Source organism: Enterobacter chinensis (assembly GCF_034008295.1).
GTDB lineage: Bacteria > Pseudomonadota > Gammaproteobacteria > Enterobacterales > Enterobacteriaceae > Enterobacter > Enterobacter chinensis.
Map to the genome: position 1 here is coordinate 460,421 of NZ_JARDVI010000003.1, position 19,428 is coordinate 479,848.

A 19,428-nucleotide genomic window follows, 5' to 3' on the forward strand; every position below is an offset into this window, starting at 1 on the left:
CCGTGATAAAGAGGTAGCACCTTGTTTAAAGCGTTTGTTTTGTTTTTCGCCCTCTGGGTACCTGTCACTCAGGCAGACACCGGTTGGCAACCCGTTCAGGAAACTATTCGTAAAAGCGAAAAAGATACCCGCCAATATCAGGCTATTCGTCTTGATAATGGCATGACCGTACTGCTGGTTTCCGATCCGCAGGCGGTAAAATCGCTCTCTGCACTGGTGGTGCCGATTGGGTCGCTGGAAGATCCTGAAACCCATCCTGGGCTTGCACACTATCTGGAACATATGACGCTGATGGGGTCAAAAAAATACCCGCAGCCAGATAGCCTGTCTGAATTTCTCAAGATGCATGGCGGAAGCCACAATGCCAGCACGGCACCGTACCGCACGGCCTTTTATCTTGAAGTCGAAAATGATGCGCTGGAAGGCGCGGTCGATCGCCTTGCTGATTCCATCGCCGCCCCGTTGTTGGATAAAAAATACGCCGACCGTGAACGCAATGCGGTGAATGCCGAGCTGACCATGGCCCGTACGCGAGACGGTATGCGCATGGCCCAGGTGAGCGCCGAAACCATCAACCCAGCACACCCGGGTTCGCGTTTCTCCGGCGGTAACCTGGAGACGTTAAGCGACAAACCGAACAGCCCGGTGCTTGATGCCCTGCACGCGTTTCGCGATAAATACTACTCCGCCAACCTGATGAAAGCGGTCATCTACAGTAACAAACCATTGCCAGAGCTGGCCGACATGGCGGCCAAAACGTTTGGCCGGGTGCCAAATAAAAACATCGACCTGCCGCAAATAAATGTTCCGGTGGTGACGGATGCGCAGAAAGGCATTGTGATCCACTACGTGCCCGCCCTGCCGCGCAAAGTGTTGCGCGTTGAATTCCGCATTGATAACAACACGGCGCAGTTTCGCAGTAAAACCGATGAGCTGGTGACCTATCTGATTGGTAACCGTAGCCCGGGTACACTTTCTGACTGGCTGCAAAAACAGGGGCTGGTTGAAGGTATTCGCGCTGACTCCGATCCGGTGGTGAACGGTAATAGCGGCGTGCTGGCGATCTCCGCCACCCTGACCGACAAAGGGCTGGCAAACCGTGATGAAGTGGTAGCGGCGATCTTCAGCTACCTCTCTTTACTGCGTGAGAAAGGCGTCGATAAACACTATTTTGATGAACTCGCGCACGTGCTGGATCTTGATTTCCGTTACCCGTCCATTACCCGCGACATGGATTACGTGGAGTGGCTGGCGGATACCATGATTCGCGTGCCGGTGGAACACACCCTCGACGCGGTCAATATTGCCGACCGGTATGATGCCGATGCGGTAAAAGCGCGCCTGGCGATGATGACGCCGGAAAATGCCCGTATCTGGTACATCAGCCCGAACGAACCGCATAACAAGACGGCTTATTTTGTCGATGCCCCCTATCAGGTGGATAAAATTAGCGCTCAGACCTTCGCCGACTGGCAGAAGAAGGCTGGTGAGATTGCGTTGACGCTGCCGGAGCTGAACCCCTATATTCCGGATGACTTCTCGCTGACCAAAACGACTAAAGATTACCCACACCCGGCGCTCATCATTGATGAGCCGACGCTGCGCGTGGTCTATACCCCAAGCCGCTATTTCGCCAGTGAGCCAAAGGCCGACGTCAGCGTGGTGTTACGTAACCCGAAAGCGATGAACAGCGCCAAAAATCAGGTGATGTTCGCACTCAATGATTATCTCGCCGGGATTGCGCTCGATCAGCTTAGTAACCAGGCGGCTGTTGGAGGGATCAGCTTCTCCACCAACGCCAACAACGGTTTGATGCTCAATGCAAACGGCTATACCCAGCGTTTGCCTCAGCTGTTCCAGGCACTGCTGCAGGGCTATTTCAGCTACACGCCGACCCAGGAGCAGCTTGAGCAGGCCAAATCGTGGTATGCACAGATGATGGATTCTGCGGAGAAGGGCAAAGCTTACGATCTGGCGCTTATGCCGGCGCAAATGCTGTCGCAAATTCCCTATTTCCAGCGGGAAGATCGCCGCGCCTTACTGCCTTCTATCACGTTAAAAGACGTGCTGGCCTACCGTGACGCGCTGAAAACCAATACGCGCCCGGAGTTCCTGATTGTCGGTAATATGAGCGAGGATCAGGCCAAAACGCTGGCGGAGAACGTGCGCACTCAGCTCGGTTCGAAAGGCGACGAGTGGTGCCGCAACCAGGATGTACTGGTTGAGAAAAAACAGAATGTGATATTTGAAAAGGCGGGTAATAGCACGGATTCCGCCCTGGCCGCGGTATTTGTGCCAACGGGTTATGATGAATTCTCCAGTTCGGCGCAGAGTGCCGTGCTGGGCCAAATTATTCAGCCGTGGTTCTATAACCAGTTACGCACGGAAGAGCAGCTTGGCTACGCGGTGTTCGCTTTCTCCATGAACGTCGGTCGTCAGTGGGGGCTGGGTTTCCTGCTGCAAAGCAGCGATAAACAACCGGCGTATCTCTGGAAGCGTTATCAGGCCTTCTTCCCGCAGGTGGAAGCAAAACTGCGCGCCATGAAGCCGGAAGAGTTCGCCCAGATCCAGCAGGCCGTCATCGCGCAGGTGATGCAGCCGCCGCAAACGCTGGGTGAAGAAGCCTCGCAGCTGAGCAAAGATTTCGATCGCGGTAATCTGAAATTTGATTCGCGTGATAAAGTAGTGGCCGAGATAAAACAGCTGACGCCGCAGAAGGTTGCCGACTTCTTCCATCAGGCGGTTATTAAACCGCAGGGAATGACGATTCTGTCTCAGGTTTCCGGTAGCCAGAACGGGAAAACGGAGTACGTTAACCCGCATGGCTGGAAAGTCTGGAAGAGCGTCAGCGCGCTGCAGCAATCTATGCCCTGGAGTAAGAAAGAATGACCGATACCGCTGAGCCCCTTGATCCCTTACGTTTACCTCTGCAGGGTGAACGATTGATTGAAGCCTCAGCGGGAACGGGAAAAACCTTCACCATCGCCGCGCTCTATCTGCGCCTGCTGTTAGGGCTCGGCGGCAACGCCGCTTTTCCCCGTCCATTGAGCGTGGAGGAGCTGCTGGTGGTGACCTTCACCGAGGCCGCCACCGCAGAGCTGCGCGGCCGTATTCGCGCCAATATCCACGAGCTGCGCATCGCCTGTCTGCGTCAGAGTACGGATAACCCCCTCTACGCCAGTCTTCTGGAAGAAATTGCCGACAAGCAGCAGGCCGCGCAGTGGCTGCTTCTGGCCGAACGGCAGATGGATGAAGCGTCCGTCTTCACCATTCACGGTTTTTGCCAGCGCATGCTGAGCCTGAATGCGTTTGAGTCAGGCATGCTGTTTGAACAGCAGCTCATTGAAGATGAAACCGTGCTTCGCTATCAGGCCTGCGCGGACTTCTGGCGTCGCCACTGCTACCCGTTACAGCGTGATATCGCCGAAGCGGTACACGCGCTGTGGAAAGGCCCTGAAGCGCTACTGCGCGCGATCGATCGCTATCTTCAGGGGGAAGCGCCAGCGATCAAATCTCCGCCGCCGGCGGATGAAACCCTGGCGTCACGCCACGAAAAAATCATCGCGCGAATTGTCGACATCAAGCAAAAATGGATTGAGTCAGTCGGCGAAGTTGACGCAATCATCGAAAATTCCGGCATTGACCGTCGTAAGTTTAACCGCGGCAACCAGGGGAAATGGATCGACAAGATCAGCGCCTGGGCGCAGGAAGAGACGCGGGGCTACCAGCTCCCGGACGCGCTGGAGAAATTCTCCCGGCGTTTCCTGGTTGAGCGAACCAAACCTGACGGTATTGTGCCCGAGCATCCCCTGTTTGAGGCGATTGAAATCCTGCTGGCTGAGCCCTTAACGCTCAACGACCTTATGATCGTCCGCGCCATGACGGAGATCCGCGAAGCCGTCGCCCGTGAGAAACGCCGCCGCGGTGAACTGGGGTTTGACGATATGCTGAGCCGCCTCGATGCGGCGCTGTGCAGTGAAAATGGCGAAACGCTTGCCGCTGCGATTCGCACCCGCTTTCCGGTGGCGATGATTGACGAATTCCAGGATACCGACCCTCAACAATACCGTATTTTTCGCCGTATCTGGCGCCAGCAGCCCGGCACCGCGCTGCTGTTAATCGGCGATCCTAAACAGGCCATCTACGCCTTCCGCGGTGCGGATATTTTCACCTACATGAAGGCCCGCAGCGAAGTTGAAGCGCACTACACCCTGGATACCAACTGGCGTTCATCTCCCGGCATGGTGGAAAGTGTCAATGCGCTGTTCAACCGCATGGATACGGCGTTTATGTTCCGGGAGATCCCGTTCCAGCCGGTAAAGTTTGCCGAGAAAAATGCCTCGTTGCGCTTCGAATTTAACGGCGAGACGCAACCGGCCATGCGCTTCTGGCTGCTGGACGGGGAAGGCTGCGGCGTCGCCGACTATCAAAATGCTATGGCCCAGCACTGTGCCGCGCAAATCCGTGACTGGCTCAGTGCGGGCGCTCGCGGCGAGGCGGTACTCTGGAAAGGCCAGGATGCACTCCCTGTAAAGGCATCGGATATCACAGTGCTGGTGCGTAGCCGTCAGGAGGCCTCGCTTATCCGTGATGCCCTGACGTTACTGAATATTCCTTCCGTCTACCTTTCAAACCGCGATAGCGTCTTTGAAACGCTGGAAGCGCAGGAGATGCTATGGCTGCTGCAGGCCGTGTTGGCCCCGGAGCGGGAAAGCACGCTGCGCAGCGCATTAGCCAGCGCGATGCTCGGGCTGAACGCGCGTGATATCGATGCGCTCAACAATGACGAGGCCGCGTGGGATGCCGTGGTGGAAGAGTTTGTTCACTACCGGGAGAAATGGCAGAAGCGCGGCGTGATGGCAATGGTGCGTGAGCTTATGGCGCAGCGTCACATTGCGGAGAATATGCTGGCGACAGCGGGCGGCGAGCGTCGGCTGACCGATATTTTACATATCAGCGAACTCTTGCAGGAAGCGGGCACCCAGCTGGAGAGCGAACACGCTCTGGTGCGCTGGCTGGCGCAGCAGATTGCCGACCCGAACAGCAATTCGTCCAGCCAGCAGATGCGCCTTGAGAGCGATAAGCATCTGGTGCAGATCGTCACCATCCACAAGTCAAAAGGGCTGGAGTATCCGCTGGTCTGGCTGCCGTTTATCGCCAATTATCGCGTGCAGGATCAGGCCTTTTACCACGATCGCGAGTCGTTCGAGGCGGTGCTCGATCTCAGCAATGCGGAGTCCAGCGTTGAGCTGGCAGAGGCCGAACGTCTGGCGGAAGATTTACGTCTGCTCTACGTGGCGCTGACCCGTTCGATCTGGCACTGCAGCCTGGGCGTTGCGCCTCTGTTCCGCCGTCGTGGCGAAAAAACAGGGGAGAGCGATTTTCACCTGAGCGCGCTGGGGCGCCTTATTCAGCGTGGTGAACCCAAAGACGCAGCGGGCCTGCGGCAGTGTATCGAATCGCTTTGCACAGAGCATGTTGCCCTGCATATTCCGGAACAGCCTGATAATAATCGCTGGCAAATGCCGGAGTCGCATGAGTCAGAGTTGCATGCCCGCCAGGTTGTCCGCACGATTGCCGATGACTGGCGTGTTACCAGCTACTCTGGTTTACAGCAGCACGGACAGAGTATTGCGCAGGATCTGATGCCAAAACTGGACGTGGATGCGGCGGGGACCGGTAGCGTACCCGTTGAGCCGGTGCTTACGCCGCACCAGTTCCCGCGCGGTGCCTCTCCGGGCACGTTTTTGCACAGCCTGTTTGAAGCGCTGGATTTTACCCAGCCTGTCAGTGAAGAGTGGGTGCTGAAAATGTTACAGAGTGGAGGCTATGACGCGCAATGGCAGCCGGTTCTGCGTGACTGGATCCACGCTGTTCTGCACGCTCCGCTCACGGAGCAGGGGATCGCCCTCAGCCAGTTGACCGCCAAAGATAAACAGGTGGAGATGGAGTTTTATCTCCCCATCGCCAGCCCGCTAAGGGCCGAGGCGCTTGATGCGCTTATCCGCGAGTACGATCCGTTATCCGCCGGGTGCCCGCCGCTGAACTTCCGCCAGGTGCAGGGGATGTTAAAAGGCTTTATCGACCTGGTTTTCCGCCATCAGGGGCGTTATTACCTGCTGGATTACAAATCGAACTGGCTGGGTGAAAACAGCGAAGCCTATACCCAACAGGCGATGGCATCAGCCATGCAAATGCATCGCTACGATCTGCAGTATCAGCTTTACACCCTGGCGCTACACCGTTATCTGCGCCATCGCATCGCTGATTACCGCTACGAAGACCATTTTGGCGGCGTAATTTACCTGTTCCTGCGCGGCGTGGATGCTAACGACCCGCATTCCGGCGTCTTTAGTACGCGTCCGGCTACGGAACTGATTGAAAAAATGGATAACCTGTTTGCTGCAAGCACGGAGGAAGTGGCATGACGATGCAGTCACTACTGCTGGAAGCGGTTGAACAACGATTACTGCGCCACCTTGACGTGCAGTTCGCCATGATGGTGGCTGGCGAAGAGCCTGCCGTGATGCTCGCCGCCGCGATTCTGAGTAAAGACGCGGGGGAAGGGCACGTGTGTCTGCCTCTGTCGCGTCTGGCGGTGGACGAGAAAATGCCGCCGGCTTTACAGGCCTGTTTCGCTCTGCTGGGTGAAATCGTGAACTGGGAAGCTGTATTACTCAGTTCACCTGCCGTTAGCGGAACCGATACCGGGACGCCGATGATCCTTATCGGCGAGCGTCTGTATCTTAACCGGCTGTGGCGTAACGAACTGACGGTAGCGCGCTTTTTCAGTGAGACCAACGCCCCGCTTCCCTGCGATGAAGCGCAGCTTCGACAGGTGCTGGATACGCTGTTTACCTCTGATGACGCAACAGACTGGCAGAAAGTAGCGGCAGCCGTGGCGTTAACGCGACGGATCTCGGTCATTTCTGGCGGCCCGGGCACCGGGAAAACGACCACCGTGGCAAAACTGCTCGCTGCGCTGATTCAGCTATCGGGTGAGCAAAAATGCCGTATTCGCCTGGCGGCCCCGACCGGTAAAGCGGCGGCCCGTCTGACGGAGTCGTTAGGCGGCGCGCTGCAAAAACTGCCTCTTACTGCTGATCAGCTTGCGCTTTTCCCCAACGAAGCCAGCACGCTGCACCGGTTGCTTGGCGCACAGCCTGGCAGCCAGCGTCTGCGTTATCACGCCGGTAATCCCCTGCACCTTGATGTGCTGGTGGTGGATGAGGCATCGATGATTGATCTAACGATGATGTCGCGTTTGATTGATGCGTTGCCGCCCCACGCGCGCGTCATTTTTCTCGGCGATCGCGATCAGCTTGCCTCCGTGGAGGCGGGAGCCGTATTGGGTGATATCTGTACGTATGCCAGCCTGGGGTATACCGCTGAACGCGCGCAGGAGTTGGCCCGACTTACCGGGTGTTCGCTCGTCTCTGAAAACCATTCCCTTGCGGGGGCGCTGCGCGACAGTTTGTGTCTGCTGCAAAAGAGCTACCGTTTCGGCAGCAGCTCCGGCATCGGCCAGCTTGCGGCAGCGGTGAACCGGGGTGACCGGCACACAACCTGCGCGGTATTTGACGGCACCTTTACGGATATTGAGAAAAAATCGCTGCAAAGCGGAGAAGAGTATCAGGCGATGCTTGATGATGCCCTGCTGGGGTATCAGCACTTCCTGACGGGCGTACAACAGCAAGGCTCGCCAGAGCAGGTAATTGCCGCATTTGGCGAATACCAGTTGCTCTGTGCGCTGCGGGAAGGGCCATTTGGCGTCAGCGGCCTGAACGACAGGCTGGAACAGCTGCTGGCGCAAAAGCGTAAAATATACCGTACCCCGCATTCGCGCTGGTATGAAGGGCGTCCGGTGATGATCTCCCGCAACGACAGCGCGCTGGGGTTGTTTAACGGGGATATCGGGGTTGCGCTCGATCGCGGTCAGGGGCTACGCGTCTGGTTTCAGATGCCGGACGGTAGCGTGAAGTCTTTCCAGCCCAGCCGTTTGCCTGAGCATGAAACCGCATGGGCGATGACGGTGCATAAGTCCCAGGGCTCCGAGTTTAACCATGCGGCGCTGATCCTGCCCACGCAGCTTTCACCCGTCATTACCCGCGAGCTGATCTATACCGCCATTACCCGCGCGCGTCAGCGCCTGTCGCTGTATGCAGATGAACGGGTGCTGGTGCAGGCGATCGCCACCCGAACGGAACGCCGAAGCGGGCTGAGTGCGATATTTGAGTCCCTCTGAACGACGCCAGAAATACAGGCCGGGTAAGCGCAGCGCTACCCGGCAAAGGAGATATTATCCCAGGTCAGCCATCAGCACTTTTGAGCGGCGCTGATAGTTGTACATCTCTTTCTTCGTTTCCGGCAGAGAATCGATATCTACAGGCGTAAATCCGCGCTCCTGGAACCAGTGAATACTGCGCGTCGTCAGAACGAAAAGCTTGCTCAGGCCCATCTGGCGCGCTTGCACTGCCACGCGCTCAAGCAGCATTTCGCCGCGCGAAGAGCTTCGGTAATCAGGGTGCACCGCCACGCAGGCCATTTCACCGATCTTCTCTTCCGGGAACGGATAAAGGGCGGCGCAGGCAATGGTCAGGTTATCGCGCTGAATAATGGTGAATTTGTCGATCTCCATCTCCAGCTGCTCGCGCGAACGACGCACCAGAATACCCTGCTGTTCGAGCGGGCGGATCAGCTCCAGAATGCCGCCGATGTCATTGATGGTGGCGCGGCGTATCTGCTCCGCACTCTCCATCACAATCTGGGTGCCGATACCGTCGCGGGAGAACAGCTCCTGCAGCAGGGCCCCGTCTTCCTGATAGCTGATCAGGTGGCTACGGCGCACGCCGCTGCGGCAGGCCTTCACCGCACCACGCAAAAAACGCACGGTACCTGAGTGGTAGTCTCCTTCTTCCTCCAGGGCTTCCACACGGGCCTGGGCTTCATTTGGGAAGAGTTCTGGCACGATCGCTCCTTCATCGTTCACGACCCCCTGGGAGGAGCAAAACCCAATCATTTTCTCTGCCTTCAGCTTGATCGCCAGCTGCGTGGCAATCTCTTCTGAGGTGAGGTTAAAGCTTTCACCGGTGACGGAAACCGCCACCGGGCCCATCAGCACGATGGCACCACTGTCCAGCTGGCGGTGAATGGCTTCTTCATCAATACGACGAATGCGGCCGCTGTGGCAGTAATCGACGCCATCGTCCACGCCGAGCGGCTGGGCAATGATAAAGTTGCCGCTCACGACGTTGATATGCGCCCCCTGCAGCGGCGTGTTGTTCAGGCTCATCGACAGGCGAGCCGTAATATCCAGCTGCAGCAGACCCGCCGCCTGTTTCACCAGTTCCAGGGTTTTCGCGTCCGTCACACGGGTGTGTTTGTGGTAAATCGGCTCGTGGTGATGAGCGGCCAGGTTGGCATCAATCTGCGGACGCGCGCCATAGACCACCACCAGGCGGATCCCGAGGCTGTGCAGCAGGCCAATGTCATTGACGATGCTGGAAAAATTTTCATGCTCAATGGCTTCGCCGCCAAGCATGATGACAAACGTTTTTCCCCGATGGGCGTTGATATAGGGAACAGAATGGCGGAATCCCTGGACCAGTTCGGTTCTACGTTCCTTCACCATGGCACAACCCTTAATGAATGTTTATTCGTAATTTCTGTATTTTTATTCGATTGTGGGCGTGTGTGCAAGCGCAAATTTTCCGCGACCCACAGAAATTGATAAGTAATCCGTGCGTTAGCGTATGATTGTTTACCCTTTTATAGATGACAGTTTATGCGTCATTCGTTAAAGTTTTCGGTCAATCTGGACATTTTGTATATCAGTCAGTGTTCTTGCTCGGGAGAAGCATGTCGGGATCCAATTCAGCAATAAGCCGCCGCCGTTTGTTAAAAGGGGCCGGGGCAATGTGGTTGCTTAGCGTCAGTCAGGTCGGCCTTGCCGCCACGAGTCAGGTAGTGGCGGTGCGCGTCTGGCCGTCGTCGACCTATACGCGCGTGACGGTCGAATCCAATCGCGTGCTGAAATATAAGCAATTTGCCCTCAGTAACCCTGAACGTGTGGTGGTGGATCTCGAAGGCGTTAACCTCAACTCCGTACTAAAAGGGATGGCGGCGCAGATCCGCGGCGACGATCCGTTTATTAAATCGGCGCGCGTCGGGCAGTTTGATCCGCAAACCGTGCGCATGGTATTTGAGCTGAAGCAGAACGTTAAGCCGCAGCTGTTTGCCCTCGCGCCTGTCGCCACGTTTAAAGAGCGTCTGGTGATGGATCTCTACCCGGCAAATGCGACGGATATTCAGGATCCGCTGCTTGCGCTGCTGGAGGATTACAACAAAGGCGATCTGCAGCGTCAGGTTCCGCCTGCGCAAAGCGGTCCGCAGCCGGGGAAAGCAGGGCGCGATCGTCCGATTGTGATCATGCTCGATCCCGGCCATGGCGGCGAAGACTCCGGTGCGGTGGGGAAATATCGCACGCGTGAAAAAGACGTGGTGCTGCAAATTGCCCGTCGTCTGAAGGCGTTGATTGATAAAGAAGGCAATATGCGCGCCTATATGACGCGTAATGAAGACGTCTTTATTCCGCTGAAAGTCCGTGTGGCGAAAGCGCAGAAGCAGCGCGCAGATTTGTTCGTGTCGATCCATGCGGATGCGTTTACCAGCCGCCAGCCAAGCGGCTCGTCAGTGTTTGCGCTCTCAACTAAAGGCGCGACCAGTACCGCAGCAAGATTTCTGGCTGACAGCCAGAACGCCTCTGACCTCATTGGTGGCGTGAGCAAAAGCGGCGACCGCTACGTCGACCACACGATGTTCGATATGGTGCAGTCGCTGACCATTAACGACAGTCTGAAGTTTGGTAAAGCGGTGCTGGGCAAGCTGGGCAATATCAATAAGCTGCATAAAAACAGCGTTGAACAGGCCGGGTTTGCGGTACTCAAGGCACCTGATATCCCGTCTATTCTGGTAGAAACCGCGTTTATCAGTAACGTTGAAGAGGAGCGTAAGCTCAAGACGGCAAAATTCCAGCAGGAAGTTGCGGAGTCGATTCTGGCGGGGATAAGGGCGTATTTCTCTGACGGGGCGACGCTGGCGCGACGCGGGTAAATCTTTCAGCCGGGTAAACGCCCGGCAAATTCACAAACGACAGATACAAAAAAACACCCTTGAGGGTGTTTATTGTTTTTAGAAGTATTGGTTGCGGGGGCCGGATTTGAACCGACGACCTTCGGGTTATGAGCCCGACGAGCTACCAGGCTGCTCCACCCCGCGTCCGTCTTTCTACTCTTGTAGAAACTTACTTCTTCAAATTTGATTGGTTGCGGGGGCCGGATTTGAACCGACGACCTTCGGGTTATGAGCCCGACGAGCTACCAGGCTGCTCCACCCCGCGTCCGTCTTTCTACAGTCGTAGAAGATACTTCATCAAATTTTAATTGGTTGCGGGGGCCGGATTTGAACCGACGACCTTCGGGTTATGAGCCCGACGAGCTACCAGGCTGCTCCACCCCGCGTCCGTGGATGCGCACTATACTCGGATAGGTTTGTGATGCAACCCCTTTTTCACATAAATCATGATTTTGTATGCAAATTGAACGACATGGCCCTGTTTGGACTATTTTTTGCGCAAAATTTGCCAAAGGGCATGCGATCGCATTTCATTAGCCCTGGCGGTTTGTTATCTTCATCACGCGGAAATGGGCAACTTAAAGACGAGATATAATGAAAGGACGTTGGGCGAAGTATCTGATGGCGGGCGCAATGGTAGCGATTCTTGCGGCCTGTTCTTCCAAACCGACCGATCGCGGTCAACAGTATAAAGACGGGAAGTTATCCCAGCCTTTCTCTTTAGTTAATCAGCCTGATGCTGTCGGCGCACCGATTAATGCCGGTGATTTCTCCGAGCAGGTCTACCAGATCCGCAACGCGTCGCCGCGTCTGTATAGCTCACAGAACAGTGTTTATAGCGCGGTACAGGACTGGCTGCGTGCAGGCGGCGATACGCGCAACATGCGCCAGTTTGGTATCGATGCCTGGCAGATGGAAGGGGCCGATAACTACGGCAACGTTCAGTTTACCGGCTATTACACTCCGGTTATCCAGGCGCGACACTCCCGTCAGGGCGAGTTCCAGTATCCTATCTACCGTATGCCGCCAAAACGCGGCCGTCTGCCGTCCCGCGCCGAGATTTACGCTGGTGCGCTGAGCGAAAACTACGTTCTGGCCTACAGCAACTCCCTGATGGATAACTTCATCATGGATGTACAGGGCAGCGGCTACATTGATTTCGGCGACGGTTCGCCACTTAACTTCTTCAGCTATTCTGGTAAAAACGGCCACGCCTATCGCAGCATCGGCAAGGTGCTGATCGACCGCGGCGAAGTGAAGAAAGAAGACATGTCGATGCAGGCGATCCGCGAGTGGGGCGAAAAACACAGTGAAGCCGAGGTGCGTGAGCTGCTGGAGCAGAACCCGTCGTTCGTCTTCTTCAAACCGCAAAACTTTGCCCCGGTGAAAGGCGCCAGCGCCGTTCCGCTGATTGGCCGGGCGTCGGTGGCATCGGATCGTTCCATTATCCCTGCGGGTACTACGCTGCTGGCGGAAGTGCCACTGCTGGATCATAACGGCAAATTCAACGGTCAGTATGAGCTGCGTCTGATGGTGGCGCTGGATGTGGGCGGGGCGATTAAAGGCCAGCACTTCGATATCTATCAGGGAATTGGCCCGGATGCTGGCCACCGTGCAGGCTGGTATAACCACTACGGACGCGTATGGGTGCTGAAAGCAGCGCCTGGCGCCGGAAACGTATTCAGCGGCTGATTGTGGTATTCTGAGCGGAATACGGATTACTGTTCAGGGTGAGGAAAAACCTCACCCTTTTTACATCTGAGGTTTTATGTCTGTGGTAATCAGCGATGCCTGGCGCCAGCGTTTTGGCGGTACGGCACGTCTCTATGGTGAAAAAGCCCTGCAGCTGTTTGCGGATGCGCATGTCTGCGTCGTGGGCATTGGTGGTGTGGGGTCGTGGGCGGCAGAAGCGCTGGCGAGAACCGGTATTGGCGCAATCACGCTGATTGATATGGATGACGTATGCGTCACCAACACCAACCGTCAAATCCATGCCTTGCGTGATAGCGTCGGCCTGGCAAAATCTGAGGTCATGGCGGAACGTATTCGGCTGATCAACCCTGAATGTCGGGTAACGGTGATTGATGATTTTGTGACGGCAGATAACGTCGCCGAATACATGAGTAAAGGCTATAGCTATGTGATTGACGCCATCGATAGCGTGCGTCCAAAAGCGGCGCTGATCGCGTACTGTCGTCGTTACAAGGTTCCACTGGTGACGACCGGCGGCGCGGGCGGGCAAATCGATCCGACGCAGATCCAGGTGGCCGATCTGGCGAAAACCATTCAGGATCCGCTGGCGGCCAAGCTGCGTGAACGCCTGAAGAGCGACTTTAACGTCGTGAAGAACAGCAAAGGCAAGCTGGGCGTTGACTGCGTGTTCTCGACCGAAGCGCTGGTCTACCCGCAGGCGGATGGTTCAGTCTGCGCGATGAAAAGCACGGCGGAAGGACCAAAACGAATGGATTGCGCCTCAGGCTTTGGCGCGGCCACCATGGTGACCGCTTCCTTTGGCTTTGTGGCGGTGTCTCATGCTCTGAAGAAGATGATGGCGAAAGCTGAACGTCAGGCCTGAACCTGACGTGCGGCATCCTGCACGGCTTCGCTTAGCGCAATGAGGCCCTGGCCGCGCGAGGCGCTCAGCTGCGCGCGCAGTCCCAGCTCATCAAAGAGCGCCAGCGGCGAGTGCGTCAGCAGTTCCGCCGCGCTTTTTCCCTCTATGGCGGTTAACAGTACCGCCAGCAGCCCGCGTACGATACGTCCTTCGCTGTCGCCAAAGAAATGCAGCTTCTCGCCAGAGACGCTTACGCCCAGCCAGACGCGGTTCTCACAGCCTGCGATCTCTTTTGCCTGCGCTTTGAGTTCGTCAGACAGGGCCGGCAGTTGCTTGCCGAGAAGGATCAGCTGGCGATACTTATCCTCCCACTGCGAAAGCGGGGCGAAGGTCTGCTTTAAGGTCTCTTCTGTGATGACGGTGCCAAACGGATGTCCGGCTAAATCTGCGTGAGTCATTAATCCACCAGTATCTCAAGGGCGCGATCGACGGCCGCAACCAGCGCGTCGACGTCACTTTGCGTATTGTAGGGCGCAAACGAGGCGCGCAGCGTACCGCTCACACCAAGCGCAGCCAGAAGCGGCTGGGCGCAGTGCTGGCCGGCACGCAGGGCAATGCCGTACCCGGCCAGCAGCGTCACCATGTCGCTATGATGCACGCCCGCAAAATCAAAGGCGAGCAGGCTCGAGTCCTGCACGCGGAACGAGCGGAAACCCGGGCGCTTTTTAAGTTCTTCCTCTGCAAGCGTAGCCAGTCCCCGGCTCCAGCTTTCAGCCTGAATAATGTCTGTTTCAGCGAGCCATTCAAGTGCGGCGCTGAGGCCAATGACGCCGGCCACGTTCGGCGTACCCGCCTCCAGACGGTAAGGTATCTCCTGAGTTTTAAAGCCCTCGAAGGTCACTTCGGTAATCATTTTGCCGCCACCGAGCCACGGCGTCATTTGCGCCAGCAGTTCCGGCTTACCGTACAGGGCCCCAATACCGGTTGGCCCGTAGAGCTTATGTCCTGAGAAGGCATAAAAATCGATATCAAGCGCCTGCACGTCTGCAGGGAAATGCACCACGCCCTGCGCGCCGTCGACCATCACGACCATGCCGCTGGCATGCGCGATGCGAATGGCCTGCGCCAGGTCCGGGCAGCCGCCGGTGACGTTCGACATTTGCCCGAGCGCTAGAATGCGGCTGCGGGGGGTAATCAGCTCAGGGAGGCGGGCCACATCGGGCAGAAGGTCTGCTCCCAGCGGGAGTTTGACCACGCGTGCACCCGTTTGCTCGGCCACCATCAGCCACGGCACCAGGTTGGCGTGATGTTCCGCTTCGCTAACGACGATCTCATCGCCCGGCTGAAGCAATGGGCGCGCGTAGCACTGGGCCACCATATTGATGGCCTCGGTCGTGCCGCGCGTCCAGACGATGTTTTTCCCGCTTTCGGCATTAATCAGGCGCGCGACCTGATCGCGTGCGGCTTCATAGCGTGCGGTTAATCGCTGCGCTTCGGCAAACTGGCTGCGATGCACGTTGCCAGCACTGAGGCTGTAGAACTGCTGCGTCGCCTCAATCACCGCTTGTGGCTTAAGGGCGGTGGCGGCGCTATCAAGGTAAATACCGGCATCGGCCAGCGCCGGAAACTGGGCGCGGAACTGCGCAGGACTGAAAGCGTTCATGGGATTCCTCATATCAATAATGCGATCGTCGCGCAATTTCAGCGGCAGGGCAAGGAGGTTGATATCTATCAGAATTGTCTGCTTATCCCAATGACCCTGAAAAAGCAGGTTATGCTAAATAGTGTTAGGCGGATGTTTTAGCCTGTTATAAATCGAGGTTTGAATAGCATTAATTGCTAAAGGAGAATAATCATGAATAAGACAGCTGCAATCATTTCTGCCTGTGCGTTTACTTTTGCCCTGAGCGCCTGTTCTGGTAACAACTACGTGATGCACACCAACGATGGTCGTTCTATCGTTTCGGAAGGGAAACCGACAACCGATAACGATACCGGGATGATTTCATACAAAGATGCTAACGGGAACAAGCAGCAGATCAACCGCACGGACGTGAAAGAGATGAAAGAGATCGAGCATTAACAGATCGCAGGCGAAAAAAAAGCACCGCAAATTGGCGGTGCTACATTAATCACTATGGACAGACAGGGTAAATGTACAGGAAGTGAAAAATTGGTAGCGTTGCTACCGTGGTCTGAATCGCAGACCAATTGCAAACACAACAACACAACATCACAACCGTAAGCCAAAAGCCCTTCAGAACACGCATTCCGAAAAAAGCTCTTCGTTCCGGCTCAGGAAGTGCCGCCACTATAGGTATTTGCTGGTAGTTCCTCAACGGACAAATTATAATGGCTCAGATAAAAAAAACTAATAGGTTAAACGTTGTTTCCTGTTTGTTAAATTCCGTTAACATCTAAGCCAGATAACCATGTCGAAGCGATTGCCACCCCTCAATGCATTACGTGTTTTTGATGCAGCAGCACGTCACCTGAGCTTTACCCGCGCAGCAGATGAGCTTTTTGTGACACAGGCCGCAGTAAGTCACCAAATCAAGTCTCTGGAGGATTTTCTGGGCCTTAAGCTGTTTCGTCGACGCAACCGATCGTTGCTGTTGACCGAAGAGGGGCAGAGTTATTTTCAGGATATTAAAGACATTTTTTCCCAGCTTACTGAAGCCACGCGTAAGCTTCAGGCCCGTAGTGCTAAAGGTGCCCTGACTGTCAGTTTATTGCCCAGTTTTGCCATTCAATGGCTGGTGCCCAGACTCTCAAGCTTTAACTCAGCTTATCCGGGGATCGACGTTCGAATCCAGGCGGTGGATCGTCAGGAAGACAAGCTGGCCGATGATGTGGACGTCGCCATTTTTTATGGTCGCGGTAACTGGCCGGGCTTGCGCGTCGAGAAATTATACGCAGAATATCTCCTGCCGGTCTGTTCTCCCCTGCTGTTAACGGGCGATAAGGCGCTGAAGTCACCCGCTGACCTGGCTAAGCATACGCTTTTGCATGATGCATCTCGCCGCGACTGGCAAACTTATACCCGTCAATTAGGTCTTACTCATATAAACGTGCAGCAGGGACCCATTTTTAGCCACAGTGCGATGGTGTTACAGGCTGCCATTCACGGGCAGGGCGTGGCGTTGGCGAACAACGTCATGGCGCAGTCCGAAATTGAGGCAGGCCGTCTGGTTTGCCCTTTTAATGATGTACTGGTCAGCAAGAATGCGTTTTATCTGGTTTGTCATGACAGTCAGGCAGAACTGGGTAAAATAGCCGCTTTCCGGCAGTGGATACTGGCGAAAGCGGCAAGCGAGCAAGAAAAATTCCGCTTCAGGTATGAGCAATAACGTTTGTGTGCCGGGCACGCATCAATTCAGGACTTAAACATGACCAGCCGATTCATGCTGATTTTTGCCGCGGTGAGTGGCTTTATTTTTGTTGCACTGGGCGCCTTTGGCGCACATGTATTAAGCAAGTCTTTGGGCGCAGTAGAGATGGGCTGGATCCAGACCGGCCTTGAATATCAGGCGTTCCATACGTTGGCTATTTTTGGGCTGGCGGTGGCGATGCAGCGCCGTATCAGCATCTGGTTCTACTGGAGCAGCGTCTTTATGGCGCTGGGAACGGTGCTTTTCAGCGGCAGCCTTTACTGTCTGGCACTTTCGCATTTACGCCTGTGGGCGTTTGTTACACCTGTCGGTGGCGTCAGCTTCCTGGCGGGTTGGGTATTAATGTTTATCGGAGCTATCCGTCTGAAACGCAAGGGCGTTGTTCATGAATAAGGTTGTTTTATATTGTCGCCCGGGGTTTGAGAAAGAGTGCGCCGCGGAAATTACCGACAAAGCGGCAAAGCGCGAAGTCTTCGGCTTTGCACGCGTGAAAGAGAATGCGGGCTATGTGATATTCGAATGCTATCAGCCTGAAGATGCCGATAAGCTGGCGCGCGAACTGCCGTTCAGCTCGCTGATCTTTGCCCGCCAGATGTTTGTCGCGGGCGAGCTGCTGAAGGATCTTCCGCAGGAAGATCGCATCACGCCAATCGTCGGCATGCTGCAGGGTGTGGTGGAGAAGGGCGGCGATCTGCGCGTTGAAGTCGCGGATACCAACGAAAGTAAAGAGCTGATGAAGTTCTGCCGTAAGTTCACCGTGCCGCTGCGTGCGGCGCTGCGTGATGCGGGCGTGCTGACGAACTACGAAACGCCGAAGCGTCCGGTGGTGCATATCTTCTTTATCGCGCCGGGCTGCTGCTATACAGGCTATTCGTATACCACCAACAACTCTCCCTTCTTTATGGGCATCCCGCGTTTGCGCTTCCCGGCCGATGCGCCAAGCCGTTCCACGCTCAAGCTGGAAGAGGCGTTCCACGTCTTTATCCCGGCGGATGAGTGGGATGAGCGTCTGGCAAACGGCATGTACGCCGTCGATCTCGGCGCGTGCCCGGGTGGCTGGACCTATCAGCTGGTGAAACGCAATATGTGGGTATCGTCCGTTGATAACGGCCCAATGGCGCAAAGCCTGATGGACACCGGGCAGGTCACCTGGCTGCGTGAAGACGGCTTCCGCTATCGTCCGAACCGTAACAACATCTCGTGGATGGTGTGCGATATGGTTGAGAAACCGGCAAAAGTGGCCGCGCTGATGGCCTCCTGGCTGGTGAACGGCTGGTGTCGTGAGACGATTTTCAACCTCAAGCTGCCGATGAAAAAGCGCTACGAGGAAGTCTCTCAGAACCTGGCCTACATTCAGGAGCAGATGGACGAACACGGTATTAACGTGGTCATTCAGGCGCGTCAGCTGTACCACGATCGTGAAGAGGTGACGGTGCATATTCGTCGCTGGTGGGCAGCCGTAGGCGGGCGTCGCGACGAGCGATAGTACGTGCTTTGTTTTGCCCGGTGGCGCTGCGCTTACCGGGCCTACAAAACCGTATAGTCGTTTTAGCGTTCTAACCGCAACTGCTGTAAATTCCCGTCCAGCTGCAAATCCGTCTGTAGCGTCGCCACATCCCGGCAGATAAACGCCATCTCTTTATGCGCTTCCAGCTTCTTGCGCCATTTTTCCGATACCTCATCCAGCCTGGCGTATATCCCCTCCAGACTCTGAAAATCCGTCAGTAACTGGGAAGCACTCTTCGGTCCTATGCCTGCCACCCCCGGCACCTTCGAGCTACTTATCCCCGCCAGACCCCAGTAGTCGGGAAGTTGCTCAGGTGAGACACCAAACTCGCTGGCGATAAAGGGGGCATCAAGCCAGCGCTTCTGGAAGTAATCGCGAATGCGGATCGTGGGGGAGAGGAGCTGACAGTAGCCTTTATCGGTTGAGACGATCGTCGCCTGATGCCCGGCGCTGGCAACCTTTACGGCAAGGGTGGCAGCCAGGTCGTCAGCCTCATTGCCGTGCGCACCCCAGCAGGGAACGCCGCGTTGTTCAAAGGCGGCACGGATAACGGGCATTTCGGCGTGCAAATCATCGGGCATCGGCGCGCGTCCTGCCTTGTAGTCTGGCAGGCGCTGATGTCGCCAGCCGCTGTTACGTGCTTCATCATCAAAAACGGCCACGACATGCGTCGGTTCGCTGTGGCGGATAAGTTGCTCCAGCGCATGCAGACAGGTGTCCTTACAGGGCGTGCCTTGTACCGCATGGATCCGGCGAATCAGGTTGAGCGCGTCGACGATAAGCAAATGAACAGCCACAGATAATCTCCCTTAAATCTAATGGGTAAAGGGTATCACTGTCGG

14 protein-coding genes and 3 tRNA genes are annotated in these 19,428 nt (G+C 56.0%); 10 read left to right on the forward strand and 7 right to left on the reverse strand.

Annotated features, from left to right (window positions below; all coding sequences use genetic code 11):
* Positions 1-21 precede the first annotated feature (21 nt).
* From ptrA to recD, 3 genes are read left to right on the forward strand one after another with little or no spacing between them, the layout of a single operon-like run.
* Entirely contained in the window at positions 22-2,889 is a 2,868-nt protein-coding gene (gene ptrA, locus PYW49_RS11530) for a pitrilysin (protein WP_320386477.1), read from the forward strand.
* A complete protein-coding gene (gene recB / locus PYW49_RS11535) occupies positions 2,886-6,428 on the forward strand; it encodes an exodeoxyribonuclease V subunit beta (RefSeq protein ID WP_320386478.1) in 3,543 nt (1,180 codons plus the stop codon). The genes ptrA and recB overlap by 4 nt, the downstream gene beginning before the upstream one ends.
* Positions 6,425-8,245: an exodeoxyribonuclease V subunit alpha gene (gene recD / locus PYW49_RS11540; protein ID WP_320386479.1), complete on the forward strand. Its 1,821-nt coding sequence runs from the start codon at positions 6,425-6,427 to the stop codon at positions 8,243-8,245. The genes recB and recD overlap by 4 nt, the downstream gene beginning before the upstream one ends.
* 54 nt (positions 8,246-8,299) lie before the next feature.
* On the opposite strand, the gene argA is transcribed toward recD, so the two are convergent.
* On the reverse strand, positions 8,300-9,631 hold the full coding sequence (argA, locus tag PYW49_RS11545; protein WP_134348865.1) for an amino-acid N-acetyltransferase: 1,332 nt from the start codon (positions 9,629-9,631) through the stop codon (positions 8,300-8,302).
* Positions 9,632-9,858: 227 nt separating this feature from the next.
* Here argA and amiC point away from each other — a divergent pair, with 227 nt between their 5' ends.
* Positions 9,859-11,112, forward strand: coding sequence for an N-acetylmuramoyl-L-alanine amidase AmiC (gene amiC, locus PYW49_RS11550; protein ID WP_134348866.1), 1,254 nt, complete (start codon positions 9,859-9,861; stop codon positions 11,110-11,112).
* Between the two features lie 88 nt (positions 11,113-11,200).
* Here amiC and PYW49_RS11555 read toward each other — a convergent pair.
* The 3 genes from PYW49_RS11555 to PYW49_RS11565 all read right to left on the reverse strand — a co-directional run bounded on the left by PYW49_RS11555 (position 11,201) and on the right by PYW49_RS11565 (position 11,519).
* Positions 11,201-11,277 (reverse strand) — tRNA-Met (locus tag PYW49_RS11555).
* A gap of 44 nt (positions 11,278-11,321) precedes the next feature.
* Positions 11,322-11,398 (reverse strand) — tRNA-Met (locus tag PYW49_RS11560).
* A gap of 44 nt (positions 11,399-11,442) precedes the next feature.
* Positions 11,443-11,519: transfer RNA gene (locus tag PYW49_RS11565), tRNA-Met, on the reverse strand.
* 208 nt (positions 11,520-11,727) lie between these two features.
* Here PYW49_RS11565 and mltA point away from each other — a divergent pair.
* Entirely contained in the window at positions 11,728-12,825 is a 1,098-nt protein-coding gene (gene mltA, locus PYW49_RS11570; protein ID WP_134348867.1) for a murein transglycosylase A, read from the forward strand.
* 76 nt (positions 12,826-12,901) lie between these two features.
* Entirely contained in the window at positions 12,902-13,708 is an 807-nt protein-coding gene (gene tcdA, locus PYW49_RS11575) for a tRNA cyclic N6-threonylcarbamoyladenosine(37) synthase TcdA (RefSeq protein ID WP_008499651.1), read from the forward strand.
* On the opposite strand, the gene csdE is transcribed toward tcdA, so the two are convergent.
* Both csdE and csdA read right to left on the reverse strand, forming a co-directional pair.
* Positions 13,699-14,145, reverse strand: a complete 447-nt coding sequence (gene csdE, locus PYW49_RS11580; protein ID WP_320386480.1) for a cysteine desulfurase sulfur acceptor subunit CsdE — start codon at positions 14,143-14,145, stop codon at positions 13,699-13,701. The genes tcdA and csdE overlap by 10 nt on opposite strands.
* Complete coding sequence (gene csdA / locus PYW49_RS11585) at positions 14,145-15,350, reverse strand: cysteine desulfurase CsdA (RefSeq protein WP_134348869.1); 1,206 nt, start codon at positions 15,348-15,350, stop codon at positions 14,145-14,147. Before csdA ends, csdE begins: the two co-directional genes overlap by 1 nt.
* Before the next feature lie 192 nt (positions 15,351-15,542).
* Here csdA and PYW49_RS11590 point away from each other — a divergent pair, with 192 nt between their 5' ends.
* The 4 genes from PYW49_RS11590 (at position 15,543) to rlmM (ending at position 18,565) form a co-directional block, all read left to right on the forward strand.
* A complete protein-coding gene (locus PYW49_RS11590; protein ID WP_008499648.1) occupies positions 15,543-15,770 on the forward strand; it encodes a YgdI/YgdR family lipoprotein in 228 nt (75 codons plus the stop codon).
* Positions 15,771-16,119: 349 nt separating this feature from the next.
* Positions 16,120-17,037 carry a glycine cleavage system transcriptional regulator GcvA gene (gcvA, locus tag PYW49_RS11595; protein ID WP_134348870.1) on the forward strand — a complete coding sequence of 306 codons (918 nt, stop codon included), beginning with the start codon at positions 16,120-16,122 and terminating at the stop codon, positions 17,035-17,037.
* A 39-nt stretch (positions 17,038-17,076) separates the two neighbouring features.
* A complete protein-coding gene (locus tag PYW49_RS11600; protein ID WP_028014272.1) occupies positions 17,077-17,472 on the forward strand; it encodes a DUF423 domain-containing protein in 396 nt (131 codons plus the stop codon).
* Positions 17,465-18,565: a 23S rRNA (cytidine(2498)-2'-O)-methyltransferase RlmM gene (gene rlmM, locus PYW49_RS11605; protein WP_134348871.1), complete on the forward strand. Its 1,101-nt coding sequence runs from the start codon at positions 17,465-17,467 to the stop codon at positions 18,563-18,565. Before PYW49_RS11600 ends, rlmM begins: the two co-directional genes overlap by 8 nt.
* 62 nt (positions 18,566-18,627) lie before the next feature.
* Here rlmM and xni read toward each other — a convergent pair whose 3' ends face one another.
* Complete coding sequence (xni, locus tag PYW49_RS11610) at positions 18,628-19,383, reverse strand: flap endonuclease Xni (protein WP_320386481.1); 756 nt, start codon at positions 19,381-19,383, stop codon at positions 18,628-18,630.
* Between the last annotated feature and the right edge of the window lie 45 nt (positions 19,384-19,428).